General features: G+C 45.7%; 13 protein-coding genes. 9 read left to right on the top strand and 4 right to left on the bottom strand.

All coding sequences use genetic code 11. From position 1 onward, the window contains the following. The first annotated feature begins 71 nt into the window (after positions 1 to 71). From IEW69_RS00180 to IEW69_RS00150, 7 genes are all read left to right on the top strand, one after another. Positions 72 to 1,289 carry a Pycsar system effector family protein gene (locus IEW69_RS00180; protein WP_188624801.1) on the top strand — a complete coding sequence of 406 codons (1,218 nt, stop codon included), beginning with the start codon at positions 72 to 74 and terminating at the stop codon, positions 1,287 to 1,289. A gap of 1 nt (position 1,290) precedes the next feature. Continuing rightward, positions 1,291 to 3,318 (top strand): polyphosphate kinase 1, encoded by a 2,028-nt coding sequence (ppk1, locus tag IEW69_RS00175; RefSeq protein WP_188624800.1) that lies wholly within the window; start codon positions 1,291 to 1,293, stop codon positions 3,316 to 3,318. A gap of 11 nt (positions 3,319 to 3,329) precedes the next feature. After that, positions 3,330 to 4,211: an SdiA-regulated domain-containing protein gene (locus tag IEW69_RS00170; protein ID WP_229663469.1), complete on the top strand. Its 882-nt coding sequence runs from the start codon at positions 3,330 to 3,332 to the stop codon at positions 4,209 to 4,211. 9 nt (positions 4,212 to 4,220) lie between these two features. Further along, positions 4,221 to 5,321, top strand: a complete 1,101-nt coding sequence (locus IEW69_RS00165) for a metallophosphoesterase (protein WP_188624799.1) — start codon at positions 4,221 to 4,223, stop codon at positions 5,319 to 5,321. A 48-nt stretch (positions 5,322 to 5,369) separates the two neighbouring features. After that, a complete protein-coding gene (locus IEW69_RS00160; protein WP_188624798.1) occupies positions 5,370 to 7,736 on the top strand; it encodes a GAF domain-containing protein in 2,367 nt (788 codons plus the stop codon). Positions 7,737 to 7,747: 11 nt separating this feature from the next. Further along, positions 7,748 to 10,309, top strand: coding sequence for a BamA/TamA family outer membrane protein (locus IEW69_RS00155; protein ID WP_188624797.1), 2,562 nt, complete (start codon positions 7,748 to 7,750; stop codon positions 10,307 to 10,309). Positions 10,310 to 10,421: 112 nt separating this feature from the next. Then, entirely contained in the window at positions 10,422 to 11,711 is a 1,290-nt protein-coding gene (locus IEW69_RS00150) for a metallophosphoesterase (protein ID WP_188624796.1), read from the top strand. Positions 11,712 to 11,933: 222 nt separating this feature from the next. On the opposite strand, the gene leuS is transcribed toward IEW69_RS00150, so the two are convergent. Next, positions 11,934 to 14,720, bottom strand: a complete 2,787-nt coding sequence (leuS, locus tag IEW69_RS00145; RefSeq protein WP_188624795.1) for a leucine--tRNA ligase — start codon at positions 14,718 to 14,720, stop codon at positions 11,934 to 11,936. A gap of 244 nt (positions 14,721 to 14,964) precedes the next feature. Between leuS and IEW69_RS00140 the strand changes: the two genes are divergently transcribed. Next, positions 14,965 to 16,593 carry a sodium/sugar symporter gene (locus IEW69_RS00140; protein ID WP_188624794.1) on the top strand — a complete coding sequence of 543 codons (1,629 nt, stop codon included), beginning with the start codon at positions 14,965 to 14,967 and terminating at the stop codon, positions 16,591 to 16,593. A 50-nt stretch (positions 16,594 to 16,643) separates the two neighbouring features. Further along, complete coding sequence (locus IEW69_RS00135) at positions 16,644 to 17,507, top strand: inositol oxygenase family protein (RefSeq protein ID WP_188624793.1); 864 nt, start codon at positions 16,644 to 16,646, stop codon at positions 17,505 to 17,507. 20 nt (positions 17,508 to 17,527) lie between these two features. Here the strand turns inward: IEW69_RS00135 and IEW69_RS00130 are convergent, their stop codons facing one another. The 3 genes from IEW69_RS00130 to IEW69_RS00120 form a co-directional block, all read right to left on the bottom strand. Continuing rightward, the gene (locus IEW69_RS00130; protein WP_188624792.1) at positions 17,528 to 18,505 is read right to left on the bottom strand and encodes a S41 family peptidase; all 978 of its coding nucleotides are present in this window, start codon (positions 18,503 to 18,505) and stop codon (positions 17,528 to 17,530) included. A 313-nt stretch (positions 18,506 to 18,818) separates the two neighbouring features. Then, positions 18,819 to 19,622, bottom strand: coding sequence for a type I methionyl aminopeptidase (gene map / locus IEW69_RS00125; RefSeq protein ID WP_188624791.1), 804 nt, complete (start codon positions 19,620 to 19,622; stop codon positions 18,819 to 18,821). 41 nt (positions 19,623 to 19,663) lie between these two features. Next, positions 19,664 to 20,953 (bottom strand): hemolysin family protein, encoded by a 1,290-nt coding sequence (locus tag IEW69_RS00120; protein WP_188624790.1) that lies wholly within the window; start codon positions 20,951 to 20,953, stop codon positions 19,664 to 19,666. Positions 20,954 to 21,021: the final 68 nt, after the last annotated feature.

The following is a 21,021-nucleotide window of genomic DNA, read 5'->3' as shown; positions in this document are numbered from 1 at the left end:
AAGCCACAAAATGTTACACCCCACGATAAACAATCAATCATTTTCGTGGTTATTTATCATCTTTACTTATTATGAATTATCTTGAAATCTTAGACGACGTAAAGACCCATGTTGAACATTTATTCCAGACCCGGGGAGATGAACAGCTGGTGTACCACAACCTTAACCATACGGAACATGTCATCAAACACGCTGTAGAAATCGGAAATCATTATCAGCTTTCAGACCGTGATTTCTTTATCGTGCAGTGTGCATCCTGGTTCCACGACGTCGGTTATCTGGATGGGCGTGATCAGCATGAGAAGAAAGGAGCTGAAGCGGCAGCCATATTCCTGCGCGCCCTTGAGGTAAATGAGGAAACCATTCAGGAGGTTCAAGGCTGCATCATGGCCACTAAAATGCCGCAGTCGCCCAAGAACCTGCTCCAGCAGATTGTATGTGATGCCGATCTCTATCATCTTGGTAGTGAAGACTTCAAAGACCGCAACAAGCTGATGCGCAAGGAAACCATGGCCGTTTGCAACAAAGAAATTGACAAAAACCTCTGGCGCTTAGGTACTTTACAGCTGCTGGAATCACATCATTACCACACCCAATATTGTATCGGTAAACTTAGCGCCAGAAAGCTCGATACCATACGTACCCTAAAAACGCAGATTCAGGAAGCTTTTAATTTGAACGAACCAACACCCGCTGTTCTGGAAATGCCCCAGCAAAAATCAGCATCAAAGGATAAGAAGAAGAAAGAAGAAAAAGATGCCCGGCCGGAAAAAGGTATTGAAACCATGTTCCGAATTACTTCCAACAATCACCAGCGGCTAAGTGATATGGCGGATAACAAGGCACACATCATGATTTCCATTAACTCCATCATCTTGTCAGTCGTGCTTAGTGTCCTGCTCCGGAAGTTGGAAGATAACGAGCACCTGATCCTGCCAACCGTAACCTTGCTGCTGATCTGTCTGGTGACAATGGTCTTCTCGATCTTGGCGACCAGACCCTCCGTACCACCAGGACGATTTACGCCGGAAGAAGTTTTGGAGAAAAAGCCAAACCTGCTCTTCTTCGGTAATTTTTACCGCATGAGCCTTCGTGACTACAACGACGCCATGGAAAAGATGATGGAGAACCGTGACTACCTATATGGAAGTTTGATCAAGGACATTTACGCTCAGGGCATTGTACTGGGCAGAAAATACAGACTCTTAAGAATCGCTTACAACGTATTTATGTTCGGCATTATCGTGTCTGTACTGGGGTTCATAATAGCAGTAGCATTTGAGATGTAGTATGGGGACATACCGCTTTTTTAATCGAGATCTTAGCTGGCTAGGCTTTAATGAAAGGGTCCTGGCGGAGGCCGCCTCGGCTAAAGTGCCGCTGATGGAGAAAGTAAGATTCCTTTCTATCTACTCTTCCAACCTGGACGAATTCTACCGCGTCCGTATGCCGGTACTCAAGGCAATAGACCAGGATAAAGATTTGCAGGATCCGGACTTCGCTTACCGTGAAGCCAAACGCAGGATTAACCTGCAGCAACAGCACTTCGGAGCGATCCTACGCGACATCATTATTCCGGCATTAGCTGAAGCAGGATACAATTGGGTATACCGTCAAGCGCTACCACCTGCCATCACGAGTATGGTTACGAGCATTTTCGAGAATGAAATCAAGCCGCTGCTTAAACCCGTATACCTCAATCAGGAGCACAACAACTTTTTCGCAGAAAACAACAAGCTTTATTTTGGCGTGGTGCTGCTTAACCAGGAAGGTTCGGAACGACTTGCAATGCTCAACATACCTTCAGACACCCTGCCTCGCCTTTACACCGTTTCAGAAGGTGGATTGAAGCACGTCCTGTTTTTGGATGACATTGTTCGCTTCAACCTTCATCTGCTGTTTAACGCGGAGACCGTTACCAATTGTTATGCACTTAAGGTGACCCGGGATGCGGAATTGCACCTGGAGGAAGAAGTAGATGAAAACATCGTTGCTGCAATGGAAAAAGAACTGGCTAAGCGTGACTATGGTATCGCAACCAGGTTCCTCTGCCAGCCGGACGTACCCTTACGTCACCTCTACAGCATGATGTACGCACTTAATCTACAACATGCTGCCGTGGTCATGGGGGGCTATTATCACAACCTTAAAGATCTGAGTAGCTTCCCCCTACCTGAACCTGAATATGCCTACCCCGAATGGCCGGCGCTAACGTCCACAGGGGAAATAGAAACCGCATCAATCTTCGACCGCATCCAGGAAAAGGACCTGCTGCTTAACCTGCCTCATGAAAGCTTTGCGCCTGTAATATCCTTCTTTGAAAGTGCAGCAACAGACGACCAGGTTACAGAGATTTGCTGTACGCTTTATCGCGTAGCCAAAAACTCCCGGATTGTCACCGCACTCATTCAGGCGGCACAACTAGGCAAAAAGGTTGTCGTGATGTTGGAACTAAAAGCGCGCTTCGACGAAGAAAACAACATCAAGTGGGCCACCCGACTTAAAGCCGCGGGTGCGGAAGTGATCTACAGTAGTGTAAAATATAAAGTGCACGCCAAGATCGCACTGGTAAAACGAACCACCTCCTCAGGGCAGGCTTACTATGGATTACTTTCTACGGGCAACCTGAATGAAAGCACTGCAAAGTTCTATACCGATCATGTACTCCTTACCGCCGAACCATCCCTAACTCGGGAGCTTGAGTCCCTGTTTCATTTCATGGCAGCGCCTAAGAAAACACCGGTTGCTAAAAGTGCAATCACGTTTGAACATTTACTGGTTGCGCAATTTAACTTACAGGAGCGATTTATCGCTCTCATAGACAACGAGATTGCATTTGCTAAAGCTGGCCTGCCAGCAGCCATTACCATCAAGTTGAATAATCTGGAGGAAAAGATACTGATCAGTAAGCTCTATGAAGCCTCGAATGCGGGTGTTCAGATCAACTTGATCGTCCGCAGCATTTGTTGCCTGATTCCAGGAGTTCCAAACCAAAGCGAAAACATCCGGATCATTAGAATTGTTGATCGTTATCTGGAGCATGGCCGGGTATTCATCTTCCACAACAACGGCAACAAAGCAGTATTTATGGGCTCGGCAGACTGGATGAACCGGAACATCTACGCCCGGATTGAAGTTTGTTTTCCGATCTATGATCCACAAGCAAAGGCCTTAATAGAAAACCTAATCGCCATTCAGCTCCAGGATACAGAACAAGCCGTGCTATTGGATGCGGCGCTAGATAACCAACCCATAAAGCCAACCAATGGCCATCGGGCACAGGCGGAAATTTACAAGCTGTTGAAAGCAGCGCACTAAACCGAATTACCATGAAGCAACGACTCAAGATCATTACCGTACTCGTTTTCGCAGGCATCACAATCTTGTTTGGCTGTAAGCCTGCTATAAAATCTGCAAATGCGCAGCCCGCGGATTATGATTTCACTAAAGCTGAGAAGTTTAACATGCCGGAAAGCCTCCTGGAGATCTCCGGTATTGCGTTCAATGCCTATGATCCGGAAACAATTTATGCGATTCAGGATGAAGAAGGACGGCTATTCTCCCTGAAATGGGGCATCAAAAAAGCTACCAGCATTAAGTTTGGACCAAGAGGCGACTATGAGGATCTTGCCATACTCAACAACCAGGTATACGTGCTGAAAAGCTCCGGGGACATCTATAGTTTCCCACTGGATATGGAGCTTGGTGATGTAAGTGACAGCACGGCACAATGGGATGATTTCTTGCCAAAGGCGGAATATGAAAGCCTATATGCTGATGAAGCAGCGCATGTATTGTATGTGCTTACGAAAAGTGGCGGCAAGAAAAAGAAAAACACCTTGGGTTATAAGATCAATGTAGACAAAACCACCAAACAGCTGGGTACCATCACGGAATTCAGCCTGGATCAGGATGCCATAGAAGCCATGGGTTACAAGCTGAAATCAGGATTGAAAGTATCTGCCCTGAGCCAGCACCCGAAAACTAAGGAATGGTACATCTTGTCTTCGGCAGAAAAGCTTTTGGTTGTTGCGAAACAAGATTGGCAGATTGAAATGGTTTATGATCTTGATGCCTCAACCTTCAATCAGCCTGAAGGCATTGCATTCGACAAAGACCTAAACCTCTACATCTCCAGTGAAGGCGATGAAATTACCAATGGTAACATCCAGAAGTTTACACCGGCAACAAATACGACAACCAATCCTTAAGCACAACCGATGAGAAAGCTGTTCAGCATCTTCCTGCTATCGCTGCTGAGCTGTTATGGCCTGGCTCAAGACAGCAACTTGGTATCCAGGATCGTCTTTATCGGCGATGCCGGCGAAATAGATCCGCAGCAAAGTGACGTGATCAGTCATGCCGCAGGGCAAGTGCTTCAAGGTAAAACCACGGTCGTGTATCTGGGCGACAACATCTATCCGAAAGGTATGGGCTTGCCCGGCAGCGCAGAAGAGGCAAAGACAAAAGACATTCTCCGCTCTCAATTTGTCCCCATGCGTGCTGCAGGTGCAAAAGTATACTTCCTGCCCGGCAATCATGACTGGGATAAATCAGGTCCCGAAGGACTAGCCAAAATCAAAGCACAAGGCGCTTTTTTGCGGGAGCAACAAGATGCCGATCTCCGGATGGTGCCAGAAAATGGATGCCCAGGACCAGTGCTGCTGCCAATCTCCGAAAATCTATCCATCGTTGCATTTGATTCTGAGTGGTGGCTTTATAAATATCACAAGGCGCATGAAGTTGAAAACTGCAATACAGATAAAGAAGCGGTCATAAGCAGAATGAAAGCACTTGCAGAGCAGCATAAAGATCAGATTATCTTGCTCGCTGCTCACCACCCTTTCCAAACTTACGGTGCACACAGCGGGCGTTTCAGTCTCATGCAACACCTGTTCCCCTTGCGCGATATAAACAAGAACCTCTACCTTCCGCTTCCCATCATTGGGTCACTTTACCCTTTGATACGCGGTACCATCCCAAATCGGCAGGATGTGCACAGCAAAACCTATCGAGCAATGATCAACAATGTTGACGCTGCCTTTGCCGGCGTACCAAATCTGGTGCATGTGGCTGGGCACGACCATGGCCTGCAGTTTATCAAGAAGCAAAACAACATCCAGGTGGTCAGCGGGGCGGGAACAAAAACCAGTCAGGTGCTCCGCGGCAAATATGCGCAATATGGAAAAGCGATTCAGGGCTATGTGGTTGCTGACCTCCATTCAGATAAAAGCATCACCTTTAAATTTTACGAGGAACAAGATGCGGGGATAGTTGAAACGTTTAGATTTGTAAAACATTATACGGCTCCACAAGATTAGTTCTTTATCATAACAGGTGGAATGATGACCGTTTAAACACGTTAATAAATGCAGGCACTTACGGTTGATTTAACCAGGCGATATCCAGAACTGACACCAGAAATCCTTGGTGTGGAAACTACTTTTTCCTTGCGACCCTTCATCAGCCATCTTGAAAAAAGAATACTGACCGAAACCACGGCCAAGCAGAAAATGTTTACCTATATCCTTGAGCAGTTTAAGAAGTATCCGGAGCTGGACCAGCCGATAAACCCGAACAACCTTAACCAATATACCTCACTTTTTGAGCTGATCTATACCTCCTTGTCGCCAATCCTGGCGGAGGAAACGGAACACCTCTGGGCATTGTCTGCACCACTAACCGGCACCTTCTATTTCGGAACACCAGCATTTTATGCTGTGCTGATTGACCCCTTGAGTAAGGAGTTGAAGCCGGGGTTAAACCTGCCAGCGTTGCATGAAATGCGCGACAGTGTATTGAAGACCTTCTACAACATCGTGCTGGAACAGTATTACGACTTTTCCTTAACTGGCTGGAACTTCACCATTAAGACGCTTGTAGATCCTAAAACACAGTTATTGAAGTATTACCAACTGCACATTAACCAGAGCTTCGTCAGGATCCATACCGACATGGAGATGCCGAAGCTGGATGTCGATAACTTCAAGGATAACCTTCAGGTTGAAGAAAATACGCTCCGCTTATTGGAAAGGCTACTACCTCCGAAGAACTTTCGCTTAGAAGGCTTTGCAGTTGTGGAAATGGTTGACGTTACAGCTAGCCATGCACTGCAGTCCATCAGGGATGTCATCATTGCACACAATGAATGTGCGACCGGAAGTTATGACAAGGGTATATCCAAAGCCCTGAAAACCATAGCCGGAACCAATGCCCTGGAATTTGGCATCTTACCCTATATCACACTGAGTGGCCGCACGCTACTTGATGATCATTCCAGCTTCAAGAGTATTTTGCTCACCTATGTGAATCAGCAGGAAAGCGCTGCTTATGCCAGGCGGCTCCTGGAAGATTACCTAACCAAGCCGCGCACGCTTATTTTTCCGGAAATCCTTGAACAGGAAAAACAGAAGTACCCAATTTTAAAGCTTCTGAATAAAAGTGGCATCCGCTCCTATGCCTTGTTTCCCCTATACTACAGCGGCAAACTTGTTGGGTGCCTGGAGGTATATGCCAAGAACCCAAGGTATCTGACAACAAAAACACTATCAAAAATTGAAGCAGCATTTCCCTTATTGGCGCAGTTGTACCACAACATCGCTGCCGACTTCAATAATGAGATCACAAAAGTGATTACGAGCAAGTTTACGGCTATTCAACCGGCGGTACAATGGCGCTTCAATGAAGCAGCATACAACTACCTGCGGTTTGAATGCAAGGAAAAGGACCTGCCCATAGAGCCGATCGTATTCAAAGATGTGCAACCTTTCTATGCTGCGATAGACATGAAAGATTCCAGTGTGTCGCGCAATCTCGCCATTCGGAAGGATCTGAATACACACTTCAACCTGCTGGAAAAAACCTTTCTGCAGATTAAGGAAGCCACGAAAACGGATGTCATGCAGAACCTGCCTGATCAGGAACAGGTATGGAACTACAAGAAAGAAACACACCTCAGTGACCGGCAGATCATCAGAATTGAAGATTATCTGACCCGCCAACTTCCACCCTATCTACGCCTGTTGAAAGAAGCCAAGCCTGAAATCAGGCACATCATAGATCACTACTTTGAACAGACTGCCGTAAATGGGCCGCTGTTTGAGAATCGAAATCTATATGAGAACAGCATGCAAACGTTGAACCGCAGCATCAATGCCATGCTCGACGAGTTCAATGTAGAGATACAAAGCACTTTCCCATGTTACTTCGAGAAGTTCAGAACGGATGGTGTGGAGTTCGACATTTACCTGGGGCAGTCCATCGCACCCGACAGGGTGATGTCAGCCGACCTGCTACAGGTTTTCCGGTTCAAGCACCTTGCAGCGGTAGCAAACATTGCCCGTGCCGCGCATAACCTGATGCCAAGCCTGCCAATACCTTTACAAACCACACAGCTGATTTTCGTTCATGAGAAACTCATTGACATCAGCTTCAGACCCGATGAACAGCGTTTTGATGTAGAGGGCGGCTACAATATCCGGTACCAGCTGGTGAAGAAACGCATTGATAAGGCACACATTAAGTTTACAGATGAACGATTAACACAACCAGGGAAGATTGCGATTGTTTATATGAATAAGTGGGAGGCTGATGAGTACTTAAACTATTTCAACATTCTGGCCACACAGCAGGTGCTGAAATCCGACGTTGAATTTCTCGAAATTGAGGAACTACAAGGCGTAGAAGGACTGAAAGCATTACGGGTAAGTCTGAATCTGGAAGGTTTGCCCAACTAAAAACATTATCTATGAAACGATATCTACTATTCTTCTGCCTGCTTTCACCCCTGCTCAGCCTCGGTCAGCAGTATAACCCCGAGCCCTTTATCATCAAAGCCATTGCCCCTGAGTATGACGGCGTGAGTCCTTTGCACCGCAAGTTTTTTGGAGAGAACTATCGTCGCCTCTGGGCAACACCGGTAAAACTCCGGGTGCTGAATATTCAAAAGGAAAGAGGTGGATTGAAGATTGTGAAACTCGGTGGTGGCAATCAAACGAAGTCCATACGTTTCGTTGATCCAGCAGGCAAAGAATGGGTACTCCGCACCATTCAAAAATACCCGGACCGCGCATTACCCGAAGGGCTGAAGAAAACCATCGCAAAAGATATTGTACAGGATCAGGTATCTACAGGTCACCCCTTCGGTGCCTTGATCGTTCCACCCCTTGCTGCCGCCCTGAAGATTCCACATGCAAATCCAGAGATCGTCTATGTAGGTGATGACCCTGGCCTCGACACGTACCGCGAAGAATTTGCTAATGCCGCCTACCTCTTTGAGGAACGTGAACCCTTACAGTTTGATGATACGGATAACACGGAAAAGGTACAATCTGAATTGCAGGAGGATAATGATCACATTAGCAACCAGAAACTTACGCTTAGGGCCAGACTACTGGACTTCGTGGTGGGCGACTGGGACCGCCATGAAGACAACTGGCGCTGGGCTAAAGAAAAGAAAGGCGGCGTAACGACCTACATTCCCATCCCACGGGATCGGGATAAAGTATTCTATAAAACCAGTGGCATTCTACCCTGGGTATTATCGCACCAATGGTTGAAAGCAAACCTCCAACCCTATTCACCGGAGATCCGCGATGTAAAGACCTGGAACTTTAACAACCGGTATTTTGACCGCTACTTCATGACCAGCTTAAGCGAGGCAGACTGGCGTGAGGAGATTAAGTATGTGCAACAAAAACTTAGTCCAGAGCTCGTTAACCAAGCCCTAAGCTTAATGCCGCCTGAAATTAAGAGCCAGAATGCTGCCGAGATCAGTACAAACCTAAACGGGCGCATTCAAAACCTGGAACAAATTGCTTTGGAATATTATAGATTCCTGTCAATGACGGTTGATATTCCTGCATCTGACAAGCCGGAGCATTTTAGCTTAAATCACCTGCAGAATGGTGACCTGGAAGTTAAAATTGAGAACATCAAAAAGGACAATACGATAGGCCGAGACGTCTTCCAAAGAACCTTCAAGGCAGGCGAAACGAAGGAGATTAGGCTGTATGGTTTTGGTGGTGATGACCAGTTTGAAGTCACAGGCAACACAACCTCCCCCATCCGGATCAGATTCATAGGCGGTGCAGGTAATGACAAGTTTGCAATTGCAGAAAGCCTGCGCGGCGGTAAAAAGCCTTTCATATACGACCGGCTTGATGAGCAAAACCAGCTGCCGACGAAGGGCTACGCAAAACTGAAGCTTGCAAATGATACCCTTGTGAATGCCTTTGATAAAAGGAGTTTTATGTTCGACCAGTTCGGTCCCTTGTTCAGGCTAAACTACAGCATAGACCGTGGCTTTCAGCCAGGTGTCGGAATGATCTACCAGAAACAAGGTTTTCGCAAGACACCTTATGCTTTCCATAATGAATTCTGGGTAAACTACTCCACCGGCAGGCAATCTTTTCACCTCACCTACGCTGGCGACTTCAAAGAAGTAATTGGAAAAAACGACCTTAAAATTGACTTGGATTACCTGGGTCCAAACAATCAAAGCAATTTCTTTGGACTTGGTAATGATACCCGCTTTGAAGATGAGGGTATCCGGGAGATTTCCTATTACCGGAACCGCTATGACTACCTGAATGCAGACATCAAGCTGAAGCGGGAAGTTGCCAGAAACCTAACCTTAGAAGGAGGACTTTCAACAGCGTTTTACAGCAGTAACTCAGCACGCAACCAGGAACGTTTCCTTGGTGAATACAACCAGCTAAATCCTGCACAGAATGTATTTAACAACCGCTTCTATGCCGGGTTGATTGGTTTAATCACCTATGATACTCGGAACAACCATGCCATCCCCACCAAAGGTATTTACTGGCAAACAGCTATTAGCGGCAAGCAACAAATTGGCGAAGAAAAGGATCTTTATGGCTATTTACGCTCTGAATTCAGGTTCTACCTGAACCCTGGCAATTCCGGTCTGGTGCTCGCCAATCGCATTGGTGCAGGTACAACCTTTGGGGAGCCCACCTTCTTCCAACGCATGCAACTGGGTGGTGCCAGTAATTTGAGAGGCTTCCACAGCAACCGTTTCACCGGCAAATCGGCATTTTACTACAACCTGGATGTCCGGCTGAAACTGTTTGATTTCACCTCCTACATCACACCGGGTGAGGTCGGTTTGATTGCCTTTAATGATATCGGTCGGGTCTGGGAACCGGGAAAATCCTCTTCAACATGGCATGATGGCTATGGTGGCGGCTTATATGTGCGACCTGCGGAGTTGATCCTGATCCAGGGAACGGTCGGCTTTTCTAAGGAAGGTGCACTGCCTTACATCTCCGTTGGATTTTCATTTTAAGCATGGGTTATGCAACAATTTGCTGCTCGCGAATGACTAGGCATAGATTTCCTAAGCATTCCATGTAACGAAAGTTCCTGGTGCCGGTCCAATATCAACAGCAGCAGATTCAATGAAGAAAACAGCGCGCCTCTTAAAGAAGCTCCTATTTGGAGCCATAATCCTTGGAATTGCATATTGGGTACTCACCACATTATTCTATGGGCACAGCAACATCGATGAAAAAACCGGACAGTACAGCTTCTCCTGGTCAGGACTAAATGCACTTTGGCAAAAGGACAGGGCTTTTGGATTTAAAACAAACGGTGCTGTGGAAACCAGACTCGATGGTATTGACGGCCCGTATATAATCGGTGACACTGTATATCAGGTTACCGCGAAGAACAGGTTGGAGCGGCAGCTTCTCGATAGCAGCAGAACGGTGCTGGTAAGGGTGAATAATGAAGACCTCGACACCTTCAGGGTTAAAATTCAAGAAAAGCCACTAGTATACCCTGAAACTTCGGCGATGCCGGAAAAGCTGATCGCAATCTCAGATATCGAAGGGAACTTTAATGGATTCTACAGTTTCCTGGTTAAGACTGGTGTGATGAACAAGGACTTTCGCTGGACCTTTGGCAAGGGGCTTCTGGTGCTAAACGGCGACTTCGTTGACCGGGGCCATCATGTACCGGCGGTGCTGTGGTTAATCTATCACCTCGAGTACCAGGCTGCCGCAGCAGGTGGAGCAGTACACTACATCCTGGGCAATCATGAAATCCTCAACATGTATGGCAACACTTCCTATGCACAATACAAATATCGGGAAGTGGCCAGGCAAATTAGTCGGCAAACCGACTGGGATCAGGCAAACGAATACCTCTACGGTGAACATACCGTGATCGGAAAGTGGCTTCGCAGTAAACACGTGATGGAAAATATCGGTGGCTACATCTTCGTCCATGCAGGCTTGAATAAAGTGCTTGTTGAGGAAGGCATCACCCAAAACATGATTAACGCCATTGCCAGAAAATATTACGGCCAGAATCCTGAAGCCGATGAACTAGACCGCAAGGCCTTTCTGGTGCTGAAATCCAATCATAGCCCCTACTGGGATCGCACCCTTTCCATGAACATCTTCTATAAAATACAATACTTCTACAGGGCACCATTTAAACCCATTCCACAAGCACAAAGCCAGCAAGAGCTGGAACAAGTACTCCAATTCTACAAAGGTTCCAAAATCTTTGTCGGCCATAGCATTGTTGGCGACATTAACTCAGAATACGAGGGCCGTGTGATCAAAATAGATTTAAAACACGGTCAGCAGAAGTTTAGTGGAAAAACCAAGGGCATAATGATCCATCAGCGTAAGCTTTTTAAGGTTGATGATACTGGAAATCAGGCACTAATCCCTAAATAATCCCTGAAAACACCCTTAATGGTTATTAACAAATTATGTTAGTAACCCTGTTAACTAGTGTTTACAACCATGTAAACTCGTGTGTACAAGCTGTGGAATGTATGTTGACAAGCCTCAATCGAATGCCCCAGAAAGTATGAAAAAAGAAACGCCGCATTCCTTAAAAATGCGGCGTTTAGGTTATTAACATAAAATGTTAATAACTATGTTAACTAGTGTTTGTTAAACAACAATATTCACAATTCTACCTTTAACAACAATCACCTTTTTCGGTGATTTACCATCAAGATATTTCTGCACCTGCTCATTGGCCAACACCAAAGCTTCTATTTCCTGCGCTTCCATTGTTGAACTGATACTCAGGTTCATACGTGTTTTTCCATTCACAGAAACGGGATAACTGATCTCATCTTCAACCAGGTATTCCGGGTTAAATACCGGATAAGCCGCATAGGATAAGGTACCTGGTTCATTGCCTAACAAGGTCCAAAGTTCTTCACATATGTGCGGCGCATAAGCAGATAGCACAATCACCATATCCTGCAAGACCTGTTTGTTGTTTGACTTAAGATCTGTAAGTTCATTAACAGCAATCATAAAGCTGGACACAGAGGTATTGAATGAGAAACGCTCAATATCATCCTGCACCTTTTTAATAATCTTATGCAATGCCTTAAGCTCTGCTTTGGTCGGCTCAACATCACTCACCTGGAATGCCCAGGCATCGTTATGGAACAATCTCCAGAACTTCCTTAAAAACTTGAATACACCTTCTATACCGTTGGTGTTCCATGGCTTACTCTGTTCCAGCGGTCCTAAGAACATTTCATACATCCTTAAGGTGTCTGCGCCGTAGTTTTCAATCAGCACATCAGGGTTTACTACATTGAACTTGGATTTAGACATCTTTTCAACCTCTACCCCACAGATGTACTTACCATTTTCAAGAATGAATTCTGCATTTGCAAACTCCGGACGGAAAGCTTTAAACTTCTCGATGTTCAGCACCTCATTATCTACGATGTTCACATCTACGTGTAGTGCTGTGGTTTTATAGTCGTTTTTAAGTCCGTGAGAAACCAGCGTATTGGTTGATTTACCATTTTCATCCATCACGCGGTAAACGAAGTTACTGCGGCCCTGGATCATGCCCTGATTAATTAACTTCTTGAATGGCTCTTCCTGTTTTACATAACCAAGATCTTTCAGGAACTTGTTCCAGAATCTGCTATATAACAGGTGACCAGTGGCGTGCTCTGCACCGCCAATATACAGATCCACATCTTGCCAGTATTCAATTGCTTCTGCAGACGCAAAAGCACTCTCGTTCTTAGAATCCATGTAACGGTACCAGTACCAGCTAGACCCTGCCCAACCTGGCATGGTGCTCAACTCGTATTCATACTGCTGCTCGTAGCTCCAGTTCGTGGCACGGCCCAATGGTGGCTCTCCAGTTTCTGTAGGTAGATATTTATCTACTTCAGGCAATAATAAAGGAAGCTCTTCTTCTTTAATCAGGTAAGGAATACCTTCTTTGAAGTAAACCGGGATTGGCTCACCCCAGTAGCGCTGACGACCAAAGATCGCATCACGCATACGGTAGTTGATTTTAGCTTTACCAAACTTCCCAACTTCAAGCCATTTGTTCAAGGTTTCTATGGCTTCTTTATAGCCCATACCGTTGATGATGCCGGAATTGATGTACTGACCTTCTTTCGTTGGATCAGCTTGTTTATCCAGGTCGGCTTGCTGATCAAGAATCTGAACGATTGGCAAGCCAAAGTGTGTTGCAAATAACCAGTCGCGTTGATCACCGCTTGGCACGCCCATCACTGCACCCGTTCCGTAGCCAGCAAGCACATAATCTGCAATCCAGAGTTGTACACGCTCGCCGCTCACTGGATTGAGCACATAGCTTCCGGTGAAAGCACCAGAAACCGTTTTGGTGTCGGCCATACGGTCCAGTTCAGACTTCTTGCGGGTTTGCGCAATGTAGTTTTCAACTGCTTCTTTCTGCTCCGGCGTAGTCAGTTCTGCAACCAACTCATGCTCCGGCGCAAGCACCAGAAAGGAAACGCCATAAATGGTATCCACACGCGTGGTGAATACTTCGATATGTCCGGCATGATTTTCAATTGGGAACTTCACACTGGCACCAACACTCTTGCCGATCCAGTTGCGCTGCATTTCTTTTACCGGCTCCGGGAAATCTACCGTATTCAGTCCTTGTAGCAAGCGTTCTGCATAAGCAGAGATACGCATGCTCCACTGCATCATTTTTTTCTGCTCTACCGGGTGACCGCCACGCTCCGAATAGCCGCCAATAACCTCATCATTGGCGAGTACCGTTCCAAGCGCTGCACACCAGTTTACCGTGCTTTCTCTAAGGTAGGTAAGGCGGTACTTTAGCAATTCCGTTTGCTTGGCTTCTGCAGACATCGCTGCCCATTCAGTAGCATCAAAGCTTAGCACATCTTCATCCGCAGCGGCTTTGATTCCCGCAGTGCCGGAGGTCTCAAACTTTTCAACTAATGTGCTGATATTTTCCGCACGATCTGTTTCCTGGTTGTACCAGGCATCAAACAGCTGCATGAAAATCCACTGCGTCCACTTATAGTAAGATGGCTCGCTGGTACGCACTTCCTTACTCCAGTCGAACGAGAAGCCGATCTGGTCAAGCTGTCTGCGGTAAGTGCTGATGTTTTGTTCAGTGGTTAATGCCGGATGTTGTCCGGTTTGTATTGCATATTGTTCTGCAGGCAAACCAAAGGAGTCGTACCCCATTGGATGTAAAACGTTAAAGCCTTTTAGTCGCTTATATCTGGAAAATATATCTGAAGCGATATATCCAAGTGGATGTCCAACATGTAGTCCGGCACCAGATGGATATGGGAACATGTCTAAAACATAAAACTTTGGCTTTTCAGAAGTTTGTTCTGCCTTAAAGGTTTGATTTTCTGCCCAGAAGCCCTGCCACTTTTTTTCTATCTCTTTGAATTGGTAATCCATTTACGCTATTTCCTATGTATACGGCGAAATTAAGGATTATTTGCCAATCGCGAAATCTACGGCCGCTTTGCAGCGCCGAATACTGGAGCGATTTAGCAGATCTGCATCAATGTGTGCTAACATCCTGCATGAATGTGTTCTAATATGAAGTACATCCGCGCTGATATTGAAAAAAAACCGTTCATCATACCTTGTTGAACAGATTTTTTTATCAACTTAAATCAACCAATTTTTAATCCGCCAAATGAATCACCTTTCCGTCTACGACTATGTCGTGTTTTTTATCTATTTCGTCGTGATCGTAGCCTATGGTTACTGGGTTTATCAACGCAAAAAGCAAAAAAGAACGGATACAAAAGACTACTTCCTGGCAGAAGGTTCCTTAACCTGGTGGGCCATCGGTGCTTCGATCATTGCTTCCAACATTTCTGCGGAGCATTTCATTGGTATGGCGGGTTCGGGTTTCGCCATGGGGCTTGCCATTGCAAGTTACGAGTGGATGGCTGCGGCAACGCTGATCATCGTAGCCGTCTTCTTCCTACCCATATACGTCAAAAACCACATCTATACCATGCCGCAGTTTCTCGCGGGTAGATACAACAACACCGTGAGCACCTTAATGGCAGTTTTCTGGTTGCTGGTGTATGTTTTTGTAAACCTAACGTCCATATTTTTTCTCGGAGCACTGGCCATAGAAACCATCACCGGTATACCCTTTTACGTCTGCGTAATTGCACTGGCTATATTTTCTGCGATCATTACGCTGGGCGGCATGAAGGTCATCGGCTATACCGATGTGATCCAGGTGTTGGTGCTTGTGCTGGGCGGTCTGGTCACCTGTTATATGGCGCTGGATCTGGTCGCAGAGAAGCTGAACGGTGATGGCATGTTCGGTGCGCTGTCTTTACTGAGGACGCAGGCGGATGACCACTTCCACATGATCTTCTCCAAGGGCCACAAATACTATGATGACCTGCCCGGAATTGCCGTGCTTGCTGGAGGCCTCTGGATCAACAACCTGAATTACTGGGGCTGTAACCAATATATCGTTCAACGCGCCCTGGGTGCTGATCTGAAAACCGGGCGTGCAGGTTTACTTTTTGCCGCATTTCTAAAATTACTGATCCCGGTTATTGTCGTTATTCCCGGTATCGCTGTGTTCGTGTTGTACCAGCAAGGCTACTTTCAAAAAGAGATGGTCGATGCAGCGGGCCATGTAAAACCAGACCACGCCTATCCTGTTCTGATGAGTCTGTTACCTGTTGGGATTAAAGGACTTGCATTTGCGGCGCTTACCGCGGCAATTGTTGCCTCCCTGGCTGGGAAATGCAATAGCATCGCAACTATCTTTACCTTAGACATCTACAAGAAATTCATCAATCCGGAGGCTTCAGAAAGGAAGATGGTTGGCATAGGCCGATGGGCGGTAATCGTATCTTCCTTAATTGCCATCATTGTGGCACCCGCATTGCGGAGTTTTGATCAGGTTTATCAATTTATCCAGGAGTATGTAGGATTTATATCCCCTGGTGTTTTTGCCATTTTCCTTTTGGGGTTCTTCTGGAAACGGACGACCTCAAAAGCCGCACTCACTGCCGCATTGCTGACCATCCCGCTCTCTATTCTATTCAAGTTCTTGCCAACGCTTACACAGGGTGCAATCGAGCCGATCCCATTTTTAAACCGTATGTCCTGGGTGTTCTGTATTATTCTTATCTTGATGTTCCTGATCAGTGTATCAGACCCGGAAAGTAAAAATAATCCAAAGGGACTTGAAATAGACCGCTCCATGTTTAAAGTAACGCCTGGATTTATTGTTGCTTCTGTCGTGATATGTGGTATTCTGGCAGCAATATATACGGTATTCTGGTAGTTCAAACCTCAAAGAAAACGATGTAGACCTTAACCTATAAAACCTGAATCATGAAAAACCTAAGCGAAAAAGAAAAGTCACCACTAGCAAGCCTCGAAGAATGGGAAGATGATGTGTTAGCACGCTACCCGGAGCCTGAAAAAGGCAAAGCCGAATTCAGAAGCTATGATAAAGAAACCGACAATCCAATCCGGGAGTTCTACAGATTAAACCATACCTACCAGACCTATGATAATGTACTGGCGAAAAAAGCGAGGTTTCTGAAGTTTGAACAAATGGAGATGCCCTGGTGGGCAGCAATGGAGTATCTAAATACGCTTGTGGATGATTCAGATCCGGACACGTCCCTCGACCAGCTGCAACACCTGCTGCAAACCGCAGAGGCAATCCGTGCGGACGGTCATCCCGACTGGTTTGTGCTAACCGGCTTCATCCACGACCTTGGCAAAGTATTGTGTCTCTTTGGAGAACCGCAATGGAACGTGGTTGGCGACTCCTTTCCTGTGGGCTGTCAATTCTCAGATAAGATCGTGTTCCCGGAGTTCTTTGAGGCAAATCCGGATTCTACTGACCCACGGTTTAATACTAAACTAGGTGTGTACAGCGAGAACTGCGGTTTGGATCAGGTCCATATGTCCTGGGGTCATGATGAATATATGTATCACCTCACAAAAGACTACCTGCCGGAAGAAGCGCTTTATATGATCCGCTATCACTCCTTTTATTCACAACACCGGGAACATGCGTATGACCACTTGCTGAATGCCCATGATCATGAAATGTTTAAATGGGTGGACAAGTTCAATCCTTACGATCTTTATTCGAAAAGCCCGAAAGCACCTGTACTTTCAGAGCTGAAGCCTTATTATGAAGATTTAATTGCTAAATACCTGCCTGAAACGGTAAAGTTCTAGGAGCTGACAACATAACTGATCTACTTATATAACCAGTTACTTACTTGCTCACGCAGCTGGTCTACAGAGCAGGTTAGCACATCCGGATGGATACCTTCCGGATATTGCTTGCCATGTATATCTTGCATAAATCCAGTGGTTAAAATCAGGTACTCGCCGCCAGGGAATGGAATGATTTCGTTTGATGTGGCGAAACCATGCGTTTTAACGCCGAAGTACTTCACCTGCTTCAAAGATTTTAATGCAATTGCTACGGCCTCTCCCGAACTCCCAGTATTGCCATTGATGAGCACGACGATCTTTGCCCGGCCATTGACTACTTTATACTGACCAGGATCAACATCGAATCTGGAATTTTGGGATTGCCTGTCGAGGTAAACCGCCCCAGATTTCAGTCGCCACTCCTGTAGCTCCTCGCCATCATTAAAGCCACCTAATACGCCCTCTCCGAGGAAAGGTTCCAATGCAATTAACATCGGCCACATGTCACCCCCACCATTTCCGCGCAGATCAATAATCCAACCCTTCATGCCGGGGCGGTCCTGCTGCTTCACTTTGCTGATGATCTCCGCAATGTATGCTTTGGCTCCTGACTGATCTCCTGATAGACTACTGCTGAAACGTGGCACACGAACATAACCAACGTCCCTAAGCAGCTTTGAATTAAAGAAACCAGTACTCGCACAAGAATCATTTACAATCTGCTGCGCATAATAACCTTTTAGGGGCAGGTCTCCACGTTTATACCAGGAATGTGGATTATTATTCAAGGTGAGCGCTGTTACTATGGCTGAATCTTTACTGATTCTCGCACTTTCCTGAACCTTGGCTGAAAATTCAACCCAATCAATTTGGCCCTTGTTTATAGACTTCGATTGAAATGTTGCGATCAGCTTGTCGGCAAAGTCTTCATTGCTTTCCGCGCAGGAGACTGCACAAACAGACAATACCAGCAGCAATAGAATGTTCAGTTTAGCGGTTTTAACAAAAGCGTGCATTAAGATATCTTAGAGAGCCCGAAAGATTAAGTTTGTAACGGCCCACACCATAAGCATTCGTTACATGTTGATAGATCGTATCTGTGAAGTTCCCATCATTAAACGTTAGGATCTGCGATCGCGAATCCACAAAGCCTCTTTTCAGAAAGGTGCCCTGAAGTTTTTGACTATGGGCACTTAAACCTGCAAATAATATAAAGGCGCTAAAAACAACCTTGAAAAATGTATGCATACGAGCGATGTAGCGATTAGAAAGCATAATTCACAAAAAAACCTCACATTGCTGTGAGGCTTTAAATATATAGAAACCTAACTAATAGTAACTGCTGTTCAGATTTACATTCTGCTTTTCCGCAGCTTCAATTCTTGTAAAATCAGAAAGTATGATTGGCGTGCCTTTCTTTACACATACATTATGCTCAAAATGTGCCGCAGCTAAGCCGTCTTCTGTGGATACTGTCCAGCCATCTTCAAGTGTGTAAATATCCGGACTGCCCAGCGAGATCATTGGCTCAATAGCAAGCACCATGTTCTCCTGTAATTTTTTACCCGTGCCTCTGCGGCCGTAATTAGGCACCTGAGGATCCTCATGCATTTGTCGCCCAACACCGTGACCTACAAATTCTTTGATTACACCATAGCCATGCTGACCATGTGTATGTTGTTCAATTGCATAAGCGATATCGCCAATACGATTTCCGGTTACGGCCTGTTTGATACCTACGTAAAGGGATTCCTTGGTAACTTTTATCAACTGAAGGATTTCCGGTGTCGTCTCGCCCACAATAAAGGTATAAGCATGATCGCCATGAAAGCCGTTTTTATAAATGACCGTATCAATGGTAATAACATCACCTTCTTTAATCACATAACTGCCCGGAAAGCCGTGCACCACCTGCTCATTTACTGAAATACACAAAGCATATGGAAATCCATGGTAGCCCTTGCAGGAAGGTAAACCCCCATTATCCCGGATAAAGGTCTCACCAAGGGTGTCTAAAGAAAGTGTGGTGATCCCCGGCTTTATTGCTTTGGCAACTTCCGCAATTGTTGAACTTACCAATAAACAACTCTCCCGTTGTATCTCTACTTCTTCATTCGTCTTATATAAACTCATTCAATCTTAACTTTTTACAAAGTTACAAATGTGGTAAAATATCATTGTTTAGCCAAGGTCATATCCGAAACGGCGATCTTATCTATCCGTACGCCGTCCATATCCATGATTTCGAATTTGAGGTCATCAACCCGCACCACATCACCAGCATGCGGCATTGATTTTAAATGCTGGATCATAAATCCTGAAATTGTAGCGTACTGCCCGATGTTCTCCTCGATGAGTGTCTTACCGAAGAAATGGTTAATTTCCATAATCGTAGCGCGGCCATTGATCAGATGGCTCCCATCTTCGCGTAGGGTAATTGGCTCTTCCTGGCTCTCACCTTCGTCCGGTAAATCTCCGACGATGGCTTCAATCAAATCGTGTAGTGTGATGATGCCGCGCACGCTGCCATATTCATCAACGACAACGCCCATGTACTGTTTTTTCCCCTTAAACAAATTCAAAATCTTAAAAGCAGGGGTATTTTGAATCACATAGATGGGTCTCAATAAAATTTGGCTGAGCTGAAAGTCGGGACGATTATAATTCTCTAAAAGATCTTTAATGGAAACCACACCCTTTAAATTGTCTAATGTACCTTCCCCAACAGGGAATTTGGAGTGAGCGCTTTGGGTAAACTTGGCCAGAATCATCTCTTTCGGCCAGTTGAAATCTATCCATTCCACCTCCGAACTGTGCGTCATCATAGACTTTGCCGTTTGATCTGTAAATGAAAAAAGATTCTGCATGGCCTGGCTCTCCTCCGATTCGAGCACACCCTGCGTGCCCGCAGTTTTCAACATGAACCGAAGTTCATCCTCACTCAGGCGCTCCCCTTCGTTTTCTTTGATGCCCATAACCTTTAGGATTACTTTGGTGGAAACAGACAAGAGCTTTACAAAGGGAAAAGTAATTATGGTAAACACCTTGATGATGGGCACGGCAACAAGCGCAATGCCTTCGGGATTGTTCATGGCGATGGTTTTCGGGACAAGTTCCCCAACCACAATGGTGAAGTAGGTAATTCCACCGATAACAATAATGAGCGAAATGGTTTGCACATATTGCAGTGGCATGCCCCAGCCCGTGAGTATGGCAACCATATCATCGGTTAGTGCAGCGCCGCCATAGGCACCAGCAATTACACCAATTAACGTAATGCCGACCTGAACAGATGAAAGGAAGTTTTCAGGGTTTAGCAGTAGTTCCTGGATGGCTTTTGCACTTTTATGCCCTTGTGCAGCAAGGTGGTCTATCCGGGATTTCTTTACCGACACCAGTGCGATTTCAGAAAGGGCAAAGAACCCGTTTAATAATGTAAGTATAAAGATGATTAGTAATTCCAATGTCTACGTGTTTTCCCAAATATACTTAATCATTCCCATTGCCTAGAATTGAGCAACATACAAAGCCC

This window comes from Pedobacter quisquiliarum (assembly GCF_014642175.1).
Lineage (GTDB): Bacteria > Bacteroidota > Bacteroidia > Sphingobacteriales > Sphingobacteriaceae > Pedobacter > Pedobacter quisquiliarum.
Note: the sequence above shows the minus strand (reverse complement) of the source record. Positions and strands in the feature narration are given on the sequence as shown.